The organism is Paraglaciecola sp. G1-13, assembly GCF_055809255.1.
Window position 1 is genome coordinate 4,273,931 of record NZ_CM147903.1, and the last position, 18,070, is coordinate 4,292,000.

General features: G+C 45.0%; 19 protein-coding genes. 8 read left to right on the forward strand and 11 right to left on the reverse strand.

Features of this window, described 5'->3' with window-relative positions:
• Window positions 1–8: 8 nt before the first annotated feature.
• A complete protein-coding gene (trmB, locus tag AC0L6N_RS18030; RefSeq protein ID WP_473476553.1) occupies window positions 9–686 on the forward strand; it encodes a tRNA (guanine(46)-N(7))-methyltransferase TrmB in 678 nt (225 codons plus the stop codon).
• Between the two features lie 45 nt (window positions 687–731).
• Here the strand turns inward: trmB and AC0L6N_RS18035 are convergent, their stop codons facing one another.
• Window positions 732–1,445 carry an EAL domain-containing protein gene (locus AC0L6N_RS18035; RefSeq protein ID WP_473476555.1) on the reverse strand — a complete coding sequence of 238 codons (714 nt, stop codon included), beginning with the start codon at window positions 1,443–1,445 and terminating at the stop codon, window positions 732–734.
• Between the two features lie 232 nt (window positions 1,446–1,677).
• Between AC0L6N_RS18035 and panP the strand changes: the two genes are divergently transcribed.
• On the forward strand, window positions 1,678–3,288 hold the full coding sequence (gene panP / locus AC0L6N_RS18040) for a pyridoxal-dependent aspartate 1-decarboxylase PanP (RefSeq protein ID WP_473476556.1): 1,611 nt from the start codon (window positions 1,678–1,680) through the stop codon (window positions 3,286–3,288).
• Window positions 3,289–3,369: 81 nt separating this feature from the next.
• Here the strand turns inward: panP and panC are convergent, their stop codons facing one another.
• The 7 genes from panC to sfsA all read right to left on the reverse strand — a co-directional run bounded on the left by panC (window position 3,370) and on the right by sfsA (window position 9,355).
• On the reverse strand, window positions 3,370–4,221 hold the full coding sequence (panC, locus tag AC0L6N_RS18045; protein WP_473476557.1) for a pantoate--beta-alanine ligase: 852 nt from the start codon (window positions 4,219–4,221) through the stop codon (window positions 3,370–3,372).
• A gap of 7 nt (window positions 4,222–4,228) precedes the next feature.
• A complete protein-coding gene (gene panB, locus AC0L6N_RS18050; RefSeq protein ID WP_011576639.1) occupies window positions 4,229–5,026 on the reverse strand; it encodes a 3-methyl-2-oxobutanoate hydroxymethyltransferase in 798 nt (265 codons plus the stop codon).
• Between the two features lie 86 nt (window positions 5,027–5,112).
• Complete coding sequence (gene folK, locus AC0L6N_RS18055; protein WP_473476560.1) at window positions 5,113–5,601, reverse strand: 2-amino-4-hydroxy-6-hydroxymethyldihydropteridine diphosphokinase; 489 nt, start codon at window positions 5,599–5,601, stop codon at window positions 5,113–5,115.
• Complete coding sequence (gene pcnB / locus AC0L6N_RS18060) at window positions 5,598–6,902, reverse strand: polynucleotide adenylyltransferase PcnB (protein WP_041714120.1); 1,305 nt, start codon at window positions 6,900–6,902, stop codon at window positions 5,598–5,600. The genes folK and pcnB overlap by 4 nt, the downstream gene beginning before the upstream one ends.
• A gap of 150 nt (window positions 6,903–7,052) precedes the next feature.
• Entirely contained in the window at window positions 7,053–7,970 is a 918-nt protein-coding gene (gluQRS, locus tag AC0L6N_RS18065; RefSeq protein WP_473476562.1) for a tRNA glutamyl-Q(34) synthetase GluQRS, read from the reverse strand.
• A 64-nt stretch (window positions 7,971–8,034) separates the two neighbouring features.
• A complete protein-coding gene (gene dksA / locus AC0L6N_RS18070; RefSeq protein ID WP_011576643.1) occupies window positions 8,035–8,484 on the reverse strand; it encodes an RNA polymerase-binding protein DksA in 450 nt (149 codons plus the stop codon).
• 166 nt (window positions 8,485–8,650) lie between these two features.
• Window positions 8,651–9,355: a DNA/RNA nuclease SfsA gene (gene sfsA, locus AC0L6N_RS18075; RefSeq protein ID WP_473476564.1), complete on the reverse strand. Its 705-nt coding sequence runs from the start codon at window positions 9,353–9,355 to the stop codon at window positions 8,651–8,653.
• Window positions 9,356–9,422: 67 nt separating this feature from the next.
• Here sfsA and pepB point away from each other — a divergent pair, with 67 nt between their 5' ends.
• Entirely contained in the window at window positions 9,423–10,706 is a 1,284-nt protein-coding gene (gene pepB / locus AC0L6N_RS18080) for an aminopeptidase PepB (RefSeq protein WP_473476566.1), read from the forward strand.
• A 99-nt stretch (window positions 10,707–10,805) separates the two neighbouring features.
• On the opposite strand, the gene AC0L6N_RS18085 is transcribed toward pepB, so the two are convergent.
• Window positions 10,806–10,988 (reverse strand): hypothetical protein, encoded by a 183-nt coding sequence (locus AC0L6N_RS18085; protein WP_011576646.1) that lies wholly within the window; start codon window positions 10,986–10,988, stop codon window positions 10,806–10,808.
• Window positions 10,989–11,217: 229 nt separating this feature from the next.
• Between AC0L6N_RS18085 and AC0L6N_RS18090 the strand changes: the two genes are divergently transcribed.
• Together AC0L6N_RS18090 and AC0L6N_RS18095 are read left to right on the forward strand one after the other, a co-directional pair.
• Window positions 11,218–11,808 carry a YhgN family NAAT transporter gene (locus AC0L6N_RS18090; protein WP_006992952.1) on the forward strand — a complete coding sequence of 197 codons (591 nt, stop codon included), beginning with the start codon at window positions 11,218–11,220 and terminating at the stop codon, window positions 11,806–11,808.
• A 22-nt stretch (window positions 11,809–11,830) separates the two neighbouring features.
• Window positions 11,831–12,421 (forward strand): YjaG family protein, encoded by a 591-nt coding sequence (locus AC0L6N_RS18095; RefSeq protein ID WP_473476569.1) that lies wholly within the window; start codon window positions 11,831–11,833, stop codon window positions 12,419–12,421.
• A 46-nt stretch (window positions 12,422–12,467) separates the two neighbouring features.
• Here the strand turns inward: AC0L6N_RS18095 and rsmD are convergent, their stop codons facing one another.
• Window positions 12,468–13,052 (reverse strand): 16S rRNA (guanine(966)-N(2))-methyltransferase RsmD, encoded by a 585-nt coding sequence (gene rsmD, locus AC0L6N_RS18100; protein ID WP_473476571.1) that lies wholly within the window; start codon window positions 13,050–13,052, stop codon window positions 12,468–12,470.
• An 84-nt stretch (window positions 13,053–13,136) separates the two neighbouring features.
• On the opposite strand from rsmD, the gene ftsY reads away from it, so the two are divergent.
• The 3 genes from ftsY to ftsX all read left to right on the forward strand — a co-directional run bounded on the left by ftsY (window position 13,137) and on the right by ftsX (window position 16,388).
• The gene (gene ftsY / locus AC0L6N_RS18105) at window positions 13,137–14,594 is read left to right on the forward strand and encodes a signal recognition particle-docking protein FtsY (protein WP_473476574.1); all 1,458 of its coding nucleotides are present in this window, start codon (window positions 13,137–13,139) and stop codon (window positions 14,592–14,594) included.
• Window positions 14,595–14,665: 71 nt separating this feature from the next.
• Window positions 14,666–15,340, forward strand: coding sequence for a cell division ATP-binding protein FtsE (gene ftsE, locus AC0L6N_RS18110; protein ID WP_473476576.1), 675 nt, complete (start codon window positions 14,666–14,668; stop codon window positions 15,338–15,340).
• 67 nt (window positions 15,341–15,407) lie between these two features.
• The gene (ftsX, locus tag AC0L6N_RS18115) at window positions 15,408–16,388 is read left to right on the forward strand and encodes a permease-like cell division protein FtsX (RefSeq protein WP_011576651.1); all 981 of its coding nucleotides are present in this window, start codon (window positions 15,408–15,410) and stop codon (window positions 16,386–16,388) included.
• 70 nt (window positions 16,389–16,458) lie between these two features.
• On the opposite strand, the gene AC0L6N_RS18120 is transcribed toward ftsX, so the two are convergent.
• Window positions 16,459–17,700 (reverse strand): EAL and HDOD domain-containing protein, encoded by a 1,242-nt coding sequence (locus AC0L6N_RS18120; protein WP_473476578.1) that lies wholly within the window; start codon window positions 17,698–17,700, stop codon window positions 16,459–16,461.
• Between the last annotated feature and the right edge of the window lie 370 nt (window positions 17,701–18,070).

Here is an 18,070-nt window from a genome sequence, read left to right on the forward strand (position 1 = left end):
TAACAAACGTGAGTCATAACTATTCTGCGCCCGAAGGCAATTCTCGGCATATCGATAGCAATCAAACTGGGGTGCATGAAAAGCTCCCAGATTTGGTTGCTCGTCACTTGCAACACGCCAGCCAGCGCCCATTGACGGAACATACCTTACAAGCATTTTCCCAAGCGCAAGACTGGCTAGGTGATTGGCAAGGGCCGCTGATTTTAGATGCATGCTGTGGTGTAGGCGAAAGCACCGCACACATTGCCAATCAGCACCCAGAGGCCAAAGTCATAGGGGTCGACAAGTCAGCGCTGCGCGTGGGCAAACATGAGCATTACAGTCTAAAGCAGGATAATGCCTTGATACTCAGAGCGGATCTAAATGACTTCTGGCGTTTGGCGGTGAAAGCCGAATGGCGTTTGAGTAAACACTTTTTGCTCTACCCTAATCCTTATCCTAAAGCAGCGCATGTGCAAAGACGTTGGCACGGCAGCCCAGCATTTGCAGAAATCGTTAAATTGGGCGGGCAACTTGAAGTGCGTAGCAACTGGCAAATTTACATTCAGGAATTTGCTTTGGCCCTTGAGCTAGCAGGGTTTAGCGCAGACATGAAGCAATATCACCATGCGCAAGCTATCACCCCATTTGAACGCAAATATTGGGCTAGCGGCCAACAGAGTTGGCGAGTGATTAGCCAGTTGTAATCGCGGTTTGATACACAGTTGTCACTGCAGTTTATCTAACGCTCTTTAGTGTGCTTGCGCCTTCGGTTGGCTGAAATAAAAGCCTTGGGCGTAACGCACATTAAGATGTTTAAGCAGGTTTAATTGTGCTTCACTTTCAAGGTGTTGAGCGACTAAATCAATATTTTTACGTCGCCCCTGTTCGCACAGTGCCTTGATCACGGTTTGTGCTTTTTCATTTTTGGCTAAATCTGCCAACACTGGGCCTGAAATTTTCACCCCACTGATCGGTAAAGCGAGTAAATGCTCTACCTGCCCTACATCTGGCTCTAGATTATCAACGAACAAGCTCAAGCCCAGCTTTTTACATAACAAGGAAAACGTTTCAAAGGTGTCTGTGTCTGCCAACACGTTTTGCGCAGTCACTTCTAATGCCACCCGCTGAGGGTTGGGGTAGCTCTGAGCTTGATTGCTTAAAAACCTATGAATGCCCTCGTCTTGCATATCGGCTAGGCTAATGTTGATATTCCACGGCATGTCTCGCTCGCGAAAATACTGTGCACTGCGATTAAAAATCGTTTCTGTCAATTGCGAGCGACTCTCTTGTCGGTCAACCAAGTACAGGAACTCAGTGGGAATAAACGGATGTTCACCTAAGGTAATTAAACGGGCTAAGCATTCATAGCGCCAAACCTGATTAGTGGATAAATCCATAATCGGTTGGAAGAAGGGCACGACATTGTCGAGGTTGAAGCTTTCTGTGACTGTAGAAACTTTCATAATAGACAGCATTTTTTCTTTATACTATAGCAAGTTAGCGCCCCAAGGCTAGGGTTGATAGCGCAACTTTTGTACACATTTTCGAATATTTCTGGTCGCCACACACTCTGTTACGTAAAAGGAGTCCTTAAAAAGCGACTTTCTCCCCTTATAAACGCGGTGTTTATGTTGGTCTAGATGAAAAATTCATGTAAAGTTCGCGACCTGAAAGTTTTCATATGAGGTGTCAAGAGTGGCCGTAGCTGAAGTCAGTTTAGAGCATTTGTTTAGAGTGTTTACCATGCCCGAAGGTAAAGATTCTAAATTGGCTCAAATTGAGCAGCATCTGTCAGATAACTTGGCTGATTTTTTGTCTCAACACGTGGTGACCAAGGTCACGTCACTTGAGCAAATCGAACAAAGTTTCGCTGAATTTAATGTGCCTGAACACCCAGAGTTTGTCTCGGAGCACGCCGCTAATTTACTCGAGAAGTTAGTCGCTAATTCTGTTAACACCTATTCGCCAACGTTTATCGGGCACATGACCTCTGCCTTACCTTATTTTCATTTATCGTTAGCTAAATTATTAGTTGGCTTAAATCAAAATTTGGTCAAAATCGAAACCTCTAAAGCCTTTACGCCTTTGGAGCGTCAAGTATTGGGCATGATGCATGAACTGGTGTATGCCCAAAAAAGTGACTTTTATAACACCTATCTACATAACGCTAATCACGCGCTTGGTGCATTTTGCTCTGGCGGCACGATAGCGAACGTAACCGCCTTGTGGGTTGCACGCAACAAAGCTTTAGCCGCCGATGGTGTATTTAAAGGGGTGGCCCGTGAAGGCTTAGCGGCAGGTTTAGCTCATTATGGCTATAAGAAAATGGCAATTTTGTCATCTCGCCGCGGTCATTACTCTCTGTCAAAATCTGTAGATATACTCGGGTTAGGCCGTGAACAACTCATCACGCTAGACTGCCCTACACAGCGTTTGTCGCCTGAAAAGGCACTTGCCTTCGGTAAAGAATACGCAGAACAAGGCAATAAAATTCTTAGCATAGTTGGCGTTGCTGGCACCACAGAAACAGGCCATGTAGATCCATTAGATGAACTGGCTGACGTTGCCCAAGAGTTAGGTTGCCACTTTCATGTGGACGCGGCCTGGGGCGGTGCTACGTTATTCTCAAGCACCCATAGAAAGATCCTAAAGGGAATTGAACGCGCAGATTCAGTTACCATAGATGCGCACAAGCAAATGTATGTGCCTATGGGCGCGGGTATGGTGTTGTTTAAAGATCCTAACGACAGCAATGCAGTACGTCACCATGCAAACTACATACTACGAGCTGGCTCAAAAGACTTGGGAGCCACGACATTAGAAGGCTCGCGTAACGGTATGGCCATGATGGTATATGCGTCTTTGCATATATTTGGTCGCCAAGGTTACGAATTGTTGATTGATCAAAGTATCGAGAAAGCGAAAGTTTTCGCTCGAATGATCCAGTCTCACCCAGATTTCGAGTTGATTACGCACCCTACTTTGTCGTTACTTACTTATCGAGTGAATCCCCAAGAGGTGCAGCAACAGGTCAAAGCCGACTCTTCGTTAAACGTAAAATTTAATGAAAAACTCGATAAACTCACCGTATATGTACAAAAGCAGCAACGTGAGGCGGGTAAGTCTTTTGTGTCGCGTACCCGCTTACAGACTCAAACTTACGGCGATCAAACCATGACAGTGTTTCGTGTGGTATTAGCAAATCCGTTAACCACTGAAAATGATTTACAAAACATCCTGGATGAGCAAATCGCGATTGCCAGCAAAAGCCAAAACTGGGCTGAGTTAACCGAAAAGGTAATCTAGTTGGCTTTGTCGGACCCCACTAAAAAGGCCGTTAGTTCACACTAACGGCCTTTTTGCTAATGAAGGTGACAGTAATGGCTGTTAGGCCAACGAAACCTGCAAATTGTCGATTAAGCGGGTACGGCCTAAAAAAGCGGCTGCCAAGATAACGACGTTAGTTTCTTCATGCCCAGGCTGTAAAAGCGTATCGGCTGAACGAATTTCAATGTAATCGATACTAAAGCCCGCTTCGGCAAGCTGCTCACAGCACTCACTGGTAATACGTGAAAAATCACGACGACCTGATTCAATCTTTTGCTGCATCTCTTGTAAGCGCGTATACAAAGTGGGGGCAAGCGCACGCTGCTCAGCATTTAGATACTGGTTACGCGAGCTCATGGCCAAACCATCAGTTTCACGAGTAGTCTTTACACCATGCACGGTTAAGTTCATCGACAGGTCGGTGACCATGGCTTTAATGACTTGTAGTTGCTGAAAGTCTTTTTCACCAAAGAACGCCATATTCGGCTGAACCATGTTGAACAGCTTACACACTATCGTTGCCACACCGCGGAAATGCCCAGGACGACTCGCACCGCAAATCATGTAGGAAATACCCGGCACTTCTACGAACGTTTGCTGCTCCAAGCCACGAGAGTAAATATCCTTCACTTGCGGAGTAAAGAGTACATCTACCCCCATCTCGCTAAGCACATTACGATCGTTCTCTAATGTGCGCGGGTACGCTTCTAAATCTTCATCTGGTCCGAATTGTAATGGGTTGACAAAGATCGATACCACCACAATATCAGCCTTTAATTTAGCTTCTTTAACCAAATTAAGGTGACCTTGATGTAAGTTGCCCATGGTGGGAACAAAAGCTATCACTTTGGAATCTGCCTGCCAGCTGCGGCGCACATCGCGCAAGCTAGCAATATTACTGATCACTCGCATACTTGACTCACTTACTGAAACTATGGGCTTCAGACGGGAAAGAACCGTCTTTCACTTCTTCTATATACTGACTCACCGCTGTGCGCATATCGCCAGTCTCTTGAAGGTAGTTTTTTGAAAATTTTGGCATGTAATTGGCGCTGATACCAAACATGTCGTGCATCACTAAAATTTGTCCGTCGGTTTCTGGACCCGCGCCAATTCCTATAACCGGAATATCAACTGCTTGAGATATCGCACCTGCCAGTTCTGTCGGTACGCACTCAAGTACCAACAACTGTATACCCGCCGCTGCCATTTCTTTGGCCTGTTCGAGCATTTGCTCTGCTTGCAGATCATCGCGGCCTTGTACCTTAAAGCCCCCGAAAACGTGTACTGACTGAGGTGTTAAGCCTAAATGACCGCAAACAGGGACACCACGCTCATTTAAACCTTGAATGCTCTCAAGTAACCAGCGACCGCCTTCAAGTTTGACCATACTTGCACCAGCAGCCATTAGCTTTGCCGCGTTCAAGTAGGTTTGCTCTGGGGTGGAATAAGACATAAACGGCATATCTGCGATAACAAATGCGCGCTCAACGCCTTTACGCACAGCCCGAGTGTGATAGGCCACATCATCAATGCTGACGCCTAATGTATCGTCACAGCCTTGCAAAACCATGCCCAACGAGTCACCAATCAGCAGTACGTCTATCCCTTGCTCATCAAACAATTTTGAGAAGCTCGCATCATATGCGGTAAGCGCACTAATTTTTTCGCTTTGTTGCTTCATTTTCAACAACGTGGAAGTTGTGACTTTTTTCATTTTGAATCACTCCAGTACGATGAACACTAAATAGAGCTTGAGTAAATCAGGCACTATACGGATTTTTTAGCGGATTTCTATCACACTCATTTATAGGGTAATTTTTCCAACCCATTGAGGGGGCAGTTAATGAGCAATTCGGTCAATTTAGTGCCGTTTGGTAGTTGTAATTCGGGGGCAATTTCATGCAAAGGATACAAAACGAACTCTCGCTCTTTCATACCGTAATGTGGCACAGTAAGTTCAACTGAATCAATAATTTGAGTACCAAAAATAAGAATATCTAAATCTAAAGTACGCGGCCCCCAACGCTCTGCTTTACGCACACGACCATGCTCAAGCTCAATTTTTTGTAAGCAATGGAGAAATTCGAGAGCTTGCATTTTTGTTTGCACTTCAACCACCGCATTAACATAGCTAGGTTGGTCTTGTGGTCCCATAGGGCGACTGATATACAAGCTCGAGGTGGCCGATATATGTGAAGCAGGCAATAACTCAATTGCCCGTAATGCTTGGCTTATTTGTTGTTGAGGCTGGGCCAAATTGCTCCCTAGCCCAACATAAACTTGGCTCATTGGGCGGCTTTCTTCTTGCCTCTGTAGCGGCTTCTGCGCTTAGGTGCACCGCCGCCTTCTTTCTCGCGTAGCGTTTTTAACATCCCTTGGCGCTGCTCAGGATTAACGTTTTGAAAATCTGTCCACCACTGAGCTAATGTGAGTAGCTCACCGCCTTCGATCTGCCCACGAATAAGCAAGAAATCATAGGCAGCCCTAAATTTAGGGTGTTCAAGCATTTGAAACGCTCTGCGTCCGTATCGCTTAGGAAGACGTTGTTGCAACTGCCAAATCTCGCGCACTGTGATGGTAAAACGTTTGGGGATCATAATGCGTTGAATTTGACGATGCAGCACATCACTCAAGGCTAAATTAAACGCGTCAAAGTGGTTTAGGCCACCTTCCACCATATGTTGCTGACAACGCTCTTCTAATGGATACCATAACAAGGCTGCAAAAATGAACGCTGGGGTCACTTTCATATCCGAGTTAATACGGTTATCCGTATTCATCAGCACTTGCTCAATAAACGCAAGTTCACGACTATTTTGAGATTTTAGTAAAGGGGTAAGCTGAGGGAACAACTGTTCAAATAAACCGAATTCGTTGAGTAACTTGTAGGTTTCTAGTCCTTGGCCCGATAACAGTAGCTTTAGTACTTCTTCAAACAAACGCGCTGGAGGAATATTCGCCATTAATGGGGCGAGTTCGTACATCGGCTTGGCGGTTTCAGGGCTTATTTTCATACCCAATTTCACAGCAAAACGCACCGCACGTAACATACGCACCGGATCTTCACGGTAACGAGTAGCAGGGTCGCCAATCATAGTGATTTGACGCTTTTTAACTGCTTCCATGCCGTTGGCAAAATCATGAATACTGTAATCAGCGATGTTGTAATACATCGCATTAACGGTGAAGTCACGACGCTCTGCGTCTTCTTCTATGCTGCCAAACACGTTGTCACGAAGCAACTGGCCATGATCGCTTTGCTTGCTCAAATTCTGCTCTTTGGCATTTTCGTCTTCAACAGGGTGATGACCACGAAAAGTGGCAACTTCGATAACTTCTCGACCAAACACCACGTGCGCTAAACGAAACCGACGGCCAATTAGGCGGCAGTTTCTGAACAATTCTTTGACCTGTTCAGGAGTCGCGTCTGTAGTGACGTCAAAATCTTTGGGTTTTTTACCCAATAGAATATCGCGCACGCAGCCACCAACTAAAAAAGCTTGATAACCGTTATTATGCAGACGGTACAGCACCTTTAGCGCGTTATCGCTAATGTCACTGCGGGATACCGGATGTTCAGCACGGGGAATAATGTTGGCAACAAGAGTGGTTTTAGCTGTGCTCGGCGTACTTTTAAACGCCTCTTTAACCTTGTTGATTACGCGAGAAATAATAAGTTCAGCTCCAATATAAAGGATTACCCAAAACAGGTTTTTTAACGCGTGGGATCATAACCTGTCTTACGCGTCAATTCTATTGTCAAACGCACTCGCATCGTTTGCGATAAGTGCTATGTGCCAGTTGTTCAGTGCGAATTCTAAAATATCGTTCACCGTGGCATTATTCAGCGACCTAGGAACCGGCAAACCTAAGACCTCAAGAGCCCTGCATAAATTGCTATTGGCAACAGCATCATTTAACCCTAGGGCATGGTTTTGCTTACTCAGTTTTTGACCGTTATCTCCCATCACAAGTGGTAAATGCAGGTATGCGGGGGGTAGTTGGTCAAACAGTTGATATAAAGCTAGCTGATATGCGGTAGAGGGCAGAATATCTGCACCTCGCACTACTTCGGTCACGCCAGCGTATATATCATCCACGACCACAGCTAATTGATAGGCATATAACCCATCTTTGCGGCGCAAGATAAAATCATCACAGGCACCTTTTGCAAACGAAACCGCCCCTAATGCTAAATCTTGAATATGCTGCCCCCCCAAAGTATTCCTCAGGACAGTGGCACATTCATCTTTTGCCAAGGCTAACTGCGCGCAGGGGCAAGGTTGCCCTTTAGGGTTGGCGAGTCGTTGCTTTCTATTACATTGGCAACAATAACTATGACCATTTGCCTGCAGCCAATTGAGTGCTTGCTCATATCGTTCGTGACTGTCATGTTGATAAGTTACTTCGTCGTCCCATAACAGCCCGTGACGAACGAGTGACTCTTTTATGAGATCATCTGCACCAGCGAGCGCTCGTGGGGGATCAATATCTTCTATGCGTAGTAACCATTTCCCGTCCATTTGCCGCGCACGTATATAACTGCCTAAAGCGGCCACGAGGGAACCTAAGTGCAATGGTCCAGAGGGGGATGGCGCAAACCGACCTACATAAGAGGTATCTTGATTACGGCGCTGTGCAACGAAAGGTAAATTCATTAACCTAAGTAACGTGTAAACATAAAAAAAGCTGCATTGAGCAGCTTTTCTTTATTTATCAGTATTAACCTTGTAGCTGCTTTTCTTTAATTTCAGCTAGGGTCTTACAATCGATACACATATCAGCGGTAGGACGGGCTTCTAAACGCCTAACACCAATTTCGATACCACAGGTATCACAGAAGCCAAAATCGTCTTCTTCGATACGCTTAAGGGTTTTCTCGATTTTTTTGATCAATTTGCGCTCACGGTCACGGGTTCTAAGTTCAATACTGAACTCTTCTTCCTGTGCTGCCCGATCGACTGGGTCAGGGAAGTTAGCCGCTTCGTCTTGCATATGATGCACAGTACGATCTACTTCTTGGCGTAATTGGTCGCGCCATGCTTTTAGCAACAAACGGAAATGCTCCATTTGTTTTTCATTCATGTATTCCTCGCCTGCTTTCTCCTGATAGGGAGTAAGACCAGCTAGGGCTAATAATCCGAGTGTTTTATTCGTATTTCCTGTTGGCATCAGCCAATTCTCCTTAACTACGAGCACAGGACGGTTTTGTGCAAGCGGGTATGTATAACAGAAAGAAATACCGCTGGCAATTCCACGCACTGACCTGCTATTCATGCTAAAAACCAAATTCCGACGGGCAATATGGCGATGTCGGCGAAAAAAGCAACTTATATTTTCATACAATCATGGGTAGTCGTTGATTTAGCGTAATATTTTGTTCGTTAATCGCACACGAGTAAGCTAACACTTCTACCCCAACGTCAACAGCATGCTTAAACATTTGCGCATATTTTGGATCAATATGTTCTGCAATTTTAACGCTTTGAATGCCACTGTGCTGCACACAAAAGAGTAAAACAGCGCGATACCCCTGTTCGACCATAGCGGCAAGCTCACGCAAATGCTTTTGACCGCGTACCGTTTTCGCGTCCGGAAAGTACCCCTGCCCCTCTTCCAATAAGGTCACCGATTTGACTTCAACATAGCAATCTTTCTTATCGCTACTACTTAGAAGAAAATCAATTCTGCTGTTTTCATGCCCAAAACGCACTTCAGGACGAACGGTTTCATATCCCTGCAACTCTTGAATAGCGTGTGTTGCCAATGCCTCTGCAACTATTTTGTTTGCGTTATTGGTATTGATGCCAATCCAATGGCCTTGATGCGTTACTCCTAACTCCCAAGTATAGCCCAGTTTGCGCTTAGGGTTATTACTTGGGGAGAGCCAAACCTGCATCCCGGGTTCAGCACATCCGGTCATTGCTCCGGTGTTAGGACAGTGCGCAACGACCTCTTCACCGTTTAACAACGTAACGTCGGTTAAAAATCGTTTGTAACGTTTAACCAATATCCCTTCAATCAAACTGTTATAAAATTGCATTCATCACCATACTGTTTATCGTTACAAAGTTGTTATGATATCGGCTTACTTTTCTTAGGAGTGTTTTATGTCTCGACTTTCTATCCAACTGTCTAACGCGCCAGCACCTGCCCACTGGGGTAAAAACGCTGTACTCTCGTTCGACAATGAAAGCGCTACAATCCATTTATTATCAGATGATCCTCAAAACCGAACCATTCGCCGGGCAGCGCGCATTTTAGACGGTTTAAATTTAGATTTCGTGACTTTATGCGGTAAGTGGCATATCGAACAGCAATGGGCGTTTGCTTACAGTTTCACGAACACCAAAAAACAACACCATATTCAATGGGTTGATGATGAGAATAGCGACACGCTAACGCAGCGCTACCAAGCCTTGGTTTTTACCCGTAATCAAACAAATGCCACCCCTGAAGACCTCTCCCCTGAAAAGCTAGCGAGCACCAGTGTTGAGTGGCTAACCAGCCTAAGTCCAAGTCACGTCACTGCAAAACAATGGGTGGGCGAAGAACTTGTCGAGCAACAATGGCATGGCTTGTACAATGTGGGCCGAGGTAGCCAGCGCCCGCCGGTCATGCTTGAAGTAGATTTCAACCCTACTGACGATCCTCTTGCGCCTGTTAGTGCTGCGTTGGTTGGCAAAGGCATCACCTTTGACAGCGGCGGTTATAGCATTAAAAGCAGTGAAGGTATGCTGCACATGAAATGTGATATGGGCGGGGCGGCTATGGTAACAGGCGGCTTAGGCTTAGCGATTATGCAAGGTCTAAATAAACGAGTGAAACTATATTTGTGCTGTGCTGAGAACCTTATAAGCGGTCACGCTTACAAATTAGGCGACATCATCACCTATAAAAATGGCACGACAGTAGAAATCGTCAATACCGATGCAGAAGGTCGTTTAGTGCTAGCTGACGGTCTGATGGCAGCCAGTGAAACTCAGGCCCCCTTGATTATTGATGCTGCGACCTTAACCGGTGCTGCAAGTGCTGCGTTAGGTCGTGATTACAATGCGCTATTTGCCTTGGATAAAAACTTGATGCAACGCGTGCTAGGTTACGCCAGTGAGGAAAATGAACCCGCCTGGCCTTTGCCTCTTGAGCTATGGCATCAAGAAAAGTGTCCATCAAATTATGCAGATACTGCCAATAGCCGTGCACAAAAAGGGGGTGGCGCGGGCGGCGCATCAAACGCGGCGGGATTTTTGTCTCGGTTTGTGGGTAATAAGGGACAAGGTTGGTTACATATGGATTTAGCCGCCGCATTTAATGACAGCGCTGATGCTTACACACCCGCTGGCGCGTCTGGCTTGGGTATTAGAACCATAGCCAAAGCACTATTGTCTGAATAATCGCCCTTATTTTTAGACTTTATTAGCAGATGCAAAACAGACTTAGGTACGCTGGTCGTACCTAAGGTTACTGAAATAGCACTTTAGATATCAAGACGTTCACAGCCCACCTAAGCGCTCAGCCAACACTTTGTATTTCTCTACGTCGGCAGAATTAAACAGCGGTTTTCCCTGTTCGTCTTTATCAACGGCAATCAACAAACTTTCACGCTCTAGCCGCTCAACACGTATCACTTCGACGCCCAAAAAATTCGCTACTTCATCCACTGTCATCACACTCATTTTTTGATCCTTCTTTCAATTAAAACGCCAAATACTGGCATGGGTACTTCTCGTTAGCAAAGTTCTGTTAGTCAACCATAGCAAAGAATTTACCCTTGAGCTGTTGATCTTTGGCAACTTAAAATAATAAAAATAGATAAATCTTTCAATCAGATGGGCTGAGCAGCATAGTTGTTATACACTTGCGCTATCACCCCTTTGTGAAATTACCTACCAATAGAGTAGCATTATGGATACTTGGTCTGCGGCCATTACATTATTTTTGATTATGGACCCACTTGGTAACCTTCCTGTGTTCATGTCTGTGCTAAAAACGATTGAGCCCAAGCGACGCCGTATCGTTTTGATCCGCGAATTGATTTTTTCGCTGTTGATCATGTTGGGATTTTTATTCAGCGGTCAGGCTGTATTAGATTTTCTAAGCGTCAAACAAGAAACGGTGAGCATCGCTGGTGGTATTATTTTATTTTTGATTGCCTTGAAAATGATATTCCCTCAACCAGGTGGGGTAACAGGACTGCCGGCAGGTGAAGAGCCTTTTATTGTCCCTTTAGCCATTCCTATGGTCGCTGGACCGTCCATTCTCGCAGCCTTAATTTTGTTGGCCAATCAAGATCACAGCCGCATGCTGGATTGGTCTTTAGCACTTTTAGCTGCTTGGTCCGTCAGTGCGGTGATATTGATGTTTTCGAGTGTATTTCATCGCGTATTGGGCGAGCGCGGACTTATCGCTATTGAGCGTTTGATGGGCATGATCTTAATTATGATTTCAATTCAAATGCTGCTAGATGGCATCGGAAAATTCTATTCGCTGGTGTAATCGGCGAATCAAAGAGGTAAAAATGAAAGACAATAAACTAACTATTTTCCAACAAGTTAGAGATTTAGAAACGTGGCAATCTGTTGCTTTCTCAGCAGCATTGCTAGAACGCATGCTACCCAACTACCAGCTTTTTTGCGAAGCCACTGAATTTGCCGACCCAAGTCCATACCGCAACAGTTTGAACGTGATTTGGGAATGGCTCGCTCACCCCAAAACCAAAATTAATTTTGCCGCACAACTTGAAAAAGTTGAAGCAAGCGTGCCTGACCCAAACGATTACGACAGTATTGGGGTATATCCTGCCATTGATACCGCTATGTCAATGTCAGCGCTTATTCTGCTATTGATGGAAGAAGACCTGCAAGGCGCCGTTGTGGTCAGCAAACTTGCTCAAGGCACGGTAGAAGCTTTTGTCGAAGCAACTTCTGAAGCAGAAATAAGTGTCGAAGAGATAAAGCAACACCCACTGATGCAATGGGAAATTGAAATCCAACAAGAATTACTCACGTTTTTGGCCAACAGCCCAAAAAATGGCGATACCTGTAAAGCCCTTAAAGACATCTCCATTGGTGAGGGCATGAGTAATATCGGCATTGATATTACCCCATAGTAGGTTCTTTAAGGTTGTAAATGCCCCAACGAAATTATCTGAAGCACTAGCCTTGATACAGTCTCGCGGTAACTTGGCTAGTCTGATTTTCTTTCAATAAGCGCCAACTAGGCGGCACTTTATACTGAGCATTTTGCGTTTCGCATTCGATATAAACCAAGCCCTCTTTGGCCAACAAACTGTTCTGCTCGATACCATCGATCGCTTTAGGAATTAAGCTTTTGTTAAAAGGCGGGTCTAAAAAAATCAAATCAAATTTGTCGTTTAGCTGACTCAGGTAACCTAGGGAATCGCCGCATAGCACCTGTGCACTCTCTTTAGATGCTTTGAGCGTGTCGAGATTTTGCTGCAAACTTCTAGCGACTTTTTTGTCTAACTCAATAAACGTCACACGCTTGGCATACCGAGAAAGCGCTTCGAAACCTAGGCCACCGCTGCCTGCAAATGCATCTAAGCAATGACTGTCTTGGGTATGCGCCATTAGCCAGTTGAATAATGTTTCTTTGTTTCTGTCTGTTGTGGGGCGCAGCCCTTGAACATCCATGACAGGCAATTTTCGCCCGCGCCATTGCCCGCTGATAATACGAATTGCACCATTGGTGGCTTGAGTCTTTTTTACGTCTCGCTTCATTTATAGTAGGAATGTTATCATTGCTGCAAAGATACGTAAGTGTACTCAATTAATTCAACGATTTTCCAAGGATTTCTATCTAATATGTCCAAGTTTTTCGGTTGGCTCAAAAAAGACAAGCCTAAGTCAGAGCCACAAAATCCCCCAAAGAGCACACCAGAAGAAGCCCAAGAGGCACAATCACAAATCGACGATAACAGCGATGAGCGCCTTCTTGAGCAAGCGGATGAGCACGCAAAACTGCAAAAAATTGATGATTATGCTGCCACAGAAGTAGAAAGCCCTTCTCACGGGCAACCTGCAGTGGAAGTTGAGCATACCTTGGAAGAGCGTGCTGATACTGAGCACGACCAAAACATTATTCAAGTTGAAACCCCAGCCTCGGTTATTGACGCCAGTGAAGACGCTATCACCAGCAACGTGGAGCCTGTGTCAGTTGCTGCATCAACTGAACCGTCTGAAGTATTTGAGGCCACGACAGAAATGTCTGAGGCAGAGCTTCAACCTGTTGTTGAACATGAGCTAGAATCCCAGCCTGAGCTGGTGCCAGAGTCAAAGGCGAAGCCTGAAGAAGAACCTGAAAAACCAGTCAAAATGGGGCTGTTTGCCAAGTTAAGACAAAGCCTCTCACGTACGAAAGAAAACCTCGGCAGCGGCTTTATTAGCCTGTTTCGCGGTAAAGCCATCGATGATGATTTATTCGAAGAATTAGAAACTCAATTGTTGGTCGCCGATGTAGGAATCGATACCACCAGCAAAATTATCTCTAGGCTAACAGACGGCGCTAAACGCAATCAGCTAAAAGACGGTGAGGCGTTGTATCAATTGCTGAAACAGCAAATGAGCAACATATTACAAGAAGTCAGCCAGCCCCTTGAACCGAAAAGCGAAGATGGCCCATTTGTTATCTTAATGGTGGGAGTAAACGGCGTAGGTAAAACAACCACCATCGGTAAAATGGCGAAACAGTTCCAATCTCAAGGCAAAAAAGTCATGTTGGCTGCCGGTGATACATTCAGAGCCGCAGCAGTTGAACAACTGCAAGTATGGGGTGAGCGTAATAACATTCCTGTGATAGCGCAGAAAACCGGTTCAGACAGCGCATCTGTTATTTACGATGCATTAGAGTCTGCCAAAGCGCGTAATGTGGATGTGCTAATCGCCGATACCGCGGGGCGATTGCAAAATAAAGATCACTTAATGGAAGAGCTGAAAAAAGTGGTACGGGTGATGCGCAAAATTAACCCAAATGCGCCTCATGAAGTTATGCTGACACTCGATGCGGCCACAGGCCAGAATGCCGTCAGCCAAACCAAGTTATTCAACCAAGCGGTTGGACTAACTGGAATCACATTAACCAAGCTAGATGGCACCGCAAAAGGTGGGGTGATTTTTGCTTTAGCGGATCAATTTAAAATCCCTATTCGTTATATCGGTGTAGGTGAAGGCATCGACGATTTACGTCCGTTTGCCAGTGACGAATTTGTTGAGGCACTCTTCGCTGAAAACGGCGTTGAAAATAGCGCTGAAAGCACGACCTAAAACGAGACTTAAGCAGAGTTTGCAATAACAAACGATGCCGCTAACAGCCTGATTAAGCGAAGAGTGATTCAATGATCAAATTTCAGCAAGTAAGTAAAACCTACCCTGGCGGGCAACAAGCGCTGCGCAAGGTAGACTTTCATGTAGAGCCCGGAGAAATGGCATTTTTAACGGGTCATTCAGGTGCCGGTAAAAGTACTTTGCTGAAATTAATCAGTTTGATGGAACGCCCCACTGTGGGTCAGGTATTAATTAATGGGCATGACTTAAATAGTATTAGTCGTCGCCAAATTGCCTATATTCGTCGTGACATAGGCATGATTTTTCAAAGCCATCAACTATTGATGGACAAAAGCGTATTCGACAATGTCGCACTGCCACTCATTATTGAGGGTTATTCACACAAAGAAACCACCAAACGAGTGCATGCAGCGCTTGAAATGGTTGGCCTTAGAGACAAAGCAAAAAATCTTCCCATTATGCTATCAGGCGGTGAGCAACAACGCGTAGGCATTGCTCGCGCAGTTGTGAATAAGCCGCCACTATTGTTGGCTGATGAGCCCACGGGTAATTTGGATCCGAAGTTGTCCATGGAAATTATTCGATTGTTTGAAGATTTCAACCAGGCGCGCGTATCCGTGTTTATCGCAACCCACGACTTGGGTTTGATCGCGCGCATGAAATATCGAACTCTGACCCTCAAAAATGGGCAAATGATCACCGATGGCCTATCCCAAGATTTTTAACAAAAACGCAGAAACAACAGTCTGGTTCTGTAATGGCTAGCGACACATTTATAAGTGAGTTTGAAGAATGAGTTTATTATTTAAAGGGCGAGCCCAGGGCGCCCAGCTAAGTCAGGTTTCTATCATTCAACGCATTCAAATGTTTTTTCTCAGTCATGTTCGCCAAGCATTAGGCAGTTTGGGGGAATTGTGGCGCTCTGGCGCGGCTTCACTGATGACCATAGGCGTGTTGGGGTTGAGCATCACACTGCCTAGCACCTTATATATCCTAGTGAAAAATATTGAACAAGTGAGTTCGGGGTGGGATCAAGCCTCTGAAATATCCTTATTTCTAAAAGCTGAAACATCAAAACAACACATAGACCAACTTCTGACCCGTATAAATTCTTGGCCTGAAGTGAGTAAGGTGACTTATATCCCTGCGGATGACGCGCTAAATGAGTTTAAAGCGTTGTCGGGATTCGGCGATGCTATCGCGTATTTAGATAAAAACCCATTGCCACCAGTTGTGCTTGTGGCGCCTAGCGAGAAACATGCTGGCCCTGTAGCGGCTCGTCTGTTGCTTGATAAGCTGCGCAAAGAGCGCGAAGTCGACATAGGAAAACTGGATCTGGAGTGGTTACAGCGCCTAGATGCACTCTTAACAGTAGCCAAAGAGTTAGTGACGATCATTGCGCTACTGCTATTTTTGGCAGTTATTTTGATTATCGGTAATACGATCAGGCTCAACATTCTAAGCAAAAAAGATGAAATACTAGTGATGAAATTAGTGGGTGCCACCGATGCCTTTATTCAACGGCCCTTTATGTACACTGGCTTCTGGTATGGTTTATTAGGCGGCCTATTAGCCTGGTTTACGGTAGTTGGCTTATTGTGGTGGATGAGCGCCAGCGTTGAGGCCGTGAGCGCCCTTTATCAAAAGCAATTCAATATTACCGGTGTCGACTTCAGCACCTTGCTTATTATGCTGTCAACTTCTGTGCTGCTAGGGCTAGTTGGCTCGATGATTTCAGTAAAACGACATGTGAGTGCTATCGAGCCAAAGTGAAGCTGTCTTAGGCGTACTAGAGAGGTCTCACCCACTGCGTTTAGTACGAATACCTTCTATCGGCCAGCGTTTACGCTCTTGATTCTGGAAAGTGTGGTGAAACAGACTGACGTAGACCGTTCCCCCACATAATGGCTTCATTGAACATACTGTGCAGACGTTTCTGGTCAATTTTCAATAACCCAGCGATACGTATCACTTTCAACCAATTCGCACTTTCAAACGCCCTCGCCAGAACTAAATAAATAGACAAGTCGTTCTGGCCACCGCTTAGAGCAAATTTCACTTCATCATCAATGGGTAACTGATTCAGCAGTGTGCCCATATCTTGGTCTAGTATTGCATCAAGCAAAGAGAACAAACCAACCAAAAAGCCCACTGGTGGGTTATCCCCTTTTTTGGCTTCTCGGGCAACTAAGTCGCAAAATTTCGCCCTTACAAGCGACAAGTGCAGCAACTCAATCGGCTTATCATCATTTAGATTGGCCAACGCTAACAGGGCCACGAACTTCTTAAGCTCGACTTCACCCATATAAGTTATTGCGTGGCGCAATGACGTGATCCTGTAGCGCTTATTCACCATAGGGTTGTTGACAAAGCGCAACAGCATATAAGACAAGCCAACATCATGCTCAATAACAGAATTCACACGCTCGATGTCAAAGGTTTCGCTAGAGCTGACACCCATAAGTTCCACTAACGTTAACTTAGAGGTGGGCAAATTTTGTTGCTTAATCGCCTCGGGCTTAGCAAAAAAGTAACCTTGGAAGTAATCAAATCCCATGTCTCGATATATTTCGAAATCTTGCTGGCTATCAATCTGTTCAGCCACCAACTTTACATTGGCATCTAATAACCTGGGCATACTCTTCGCCACACCATCGTAATCGCTTTGCATCACGTTCACTTTAACGATGTCAACAAATGGCAGAAAATCATTCCATTTGGGATCCAAGTTATGATCGTCCAAAGCGATAGTAAAACCTGAGCTCTTCACTTGCTGGCAGACTTCTAGCAAGGTATCGTGTGGCAATACAGCATCGGATAATTCAACGACGACGTTGGAGGGATCTAGAACAGAGGGTAAACCATTGATTAAGGTTTCTTTTTGAAAGTTAATAAATGATTTTTTATTGCAAGAGATCTCGTCTAATCCGAGGGTAAGGTAATGCTTAGCAATCAGTTTTTCGGTACGTTCGTCTCTTGCCGTATCTGGATAGCAGTTGTTCTTACCGTCACGAAAGAGTAACTCGTAGGCAAACACATCACGTTGGCGATCTAAGATAGGCTGGCGAGCAATAAAGGCGAACATTTACTTCCCTATGAAATCGTTTGAGTAAGGTCATTAAGCTTAAAGACGCAACGCACGGGAAGCGCTGCAAATAAATTTTTAGTACGTAGATGTACTTTCGTCTTTTTTGTTGAACAAAGTCAGACTAACAGACAAAATTAAACCTTGTAAATAAGACAAATCGTTGTTTTTACATCCATAAAACAAATAAGATCAATTTTGCTCGTGATACGTGAAGAACTTCCAGCATATGTAATAGAATATTAATATTGCAAAGATAGTGCTTGCGTACAATGGTAACTGTTATTATGGTGGCACCATTCGTTGTTCATGATATTCGAGCAACCCCCAAAAGTAGCGCTTTAATAACTTTTCAATTGATCTCGATCAA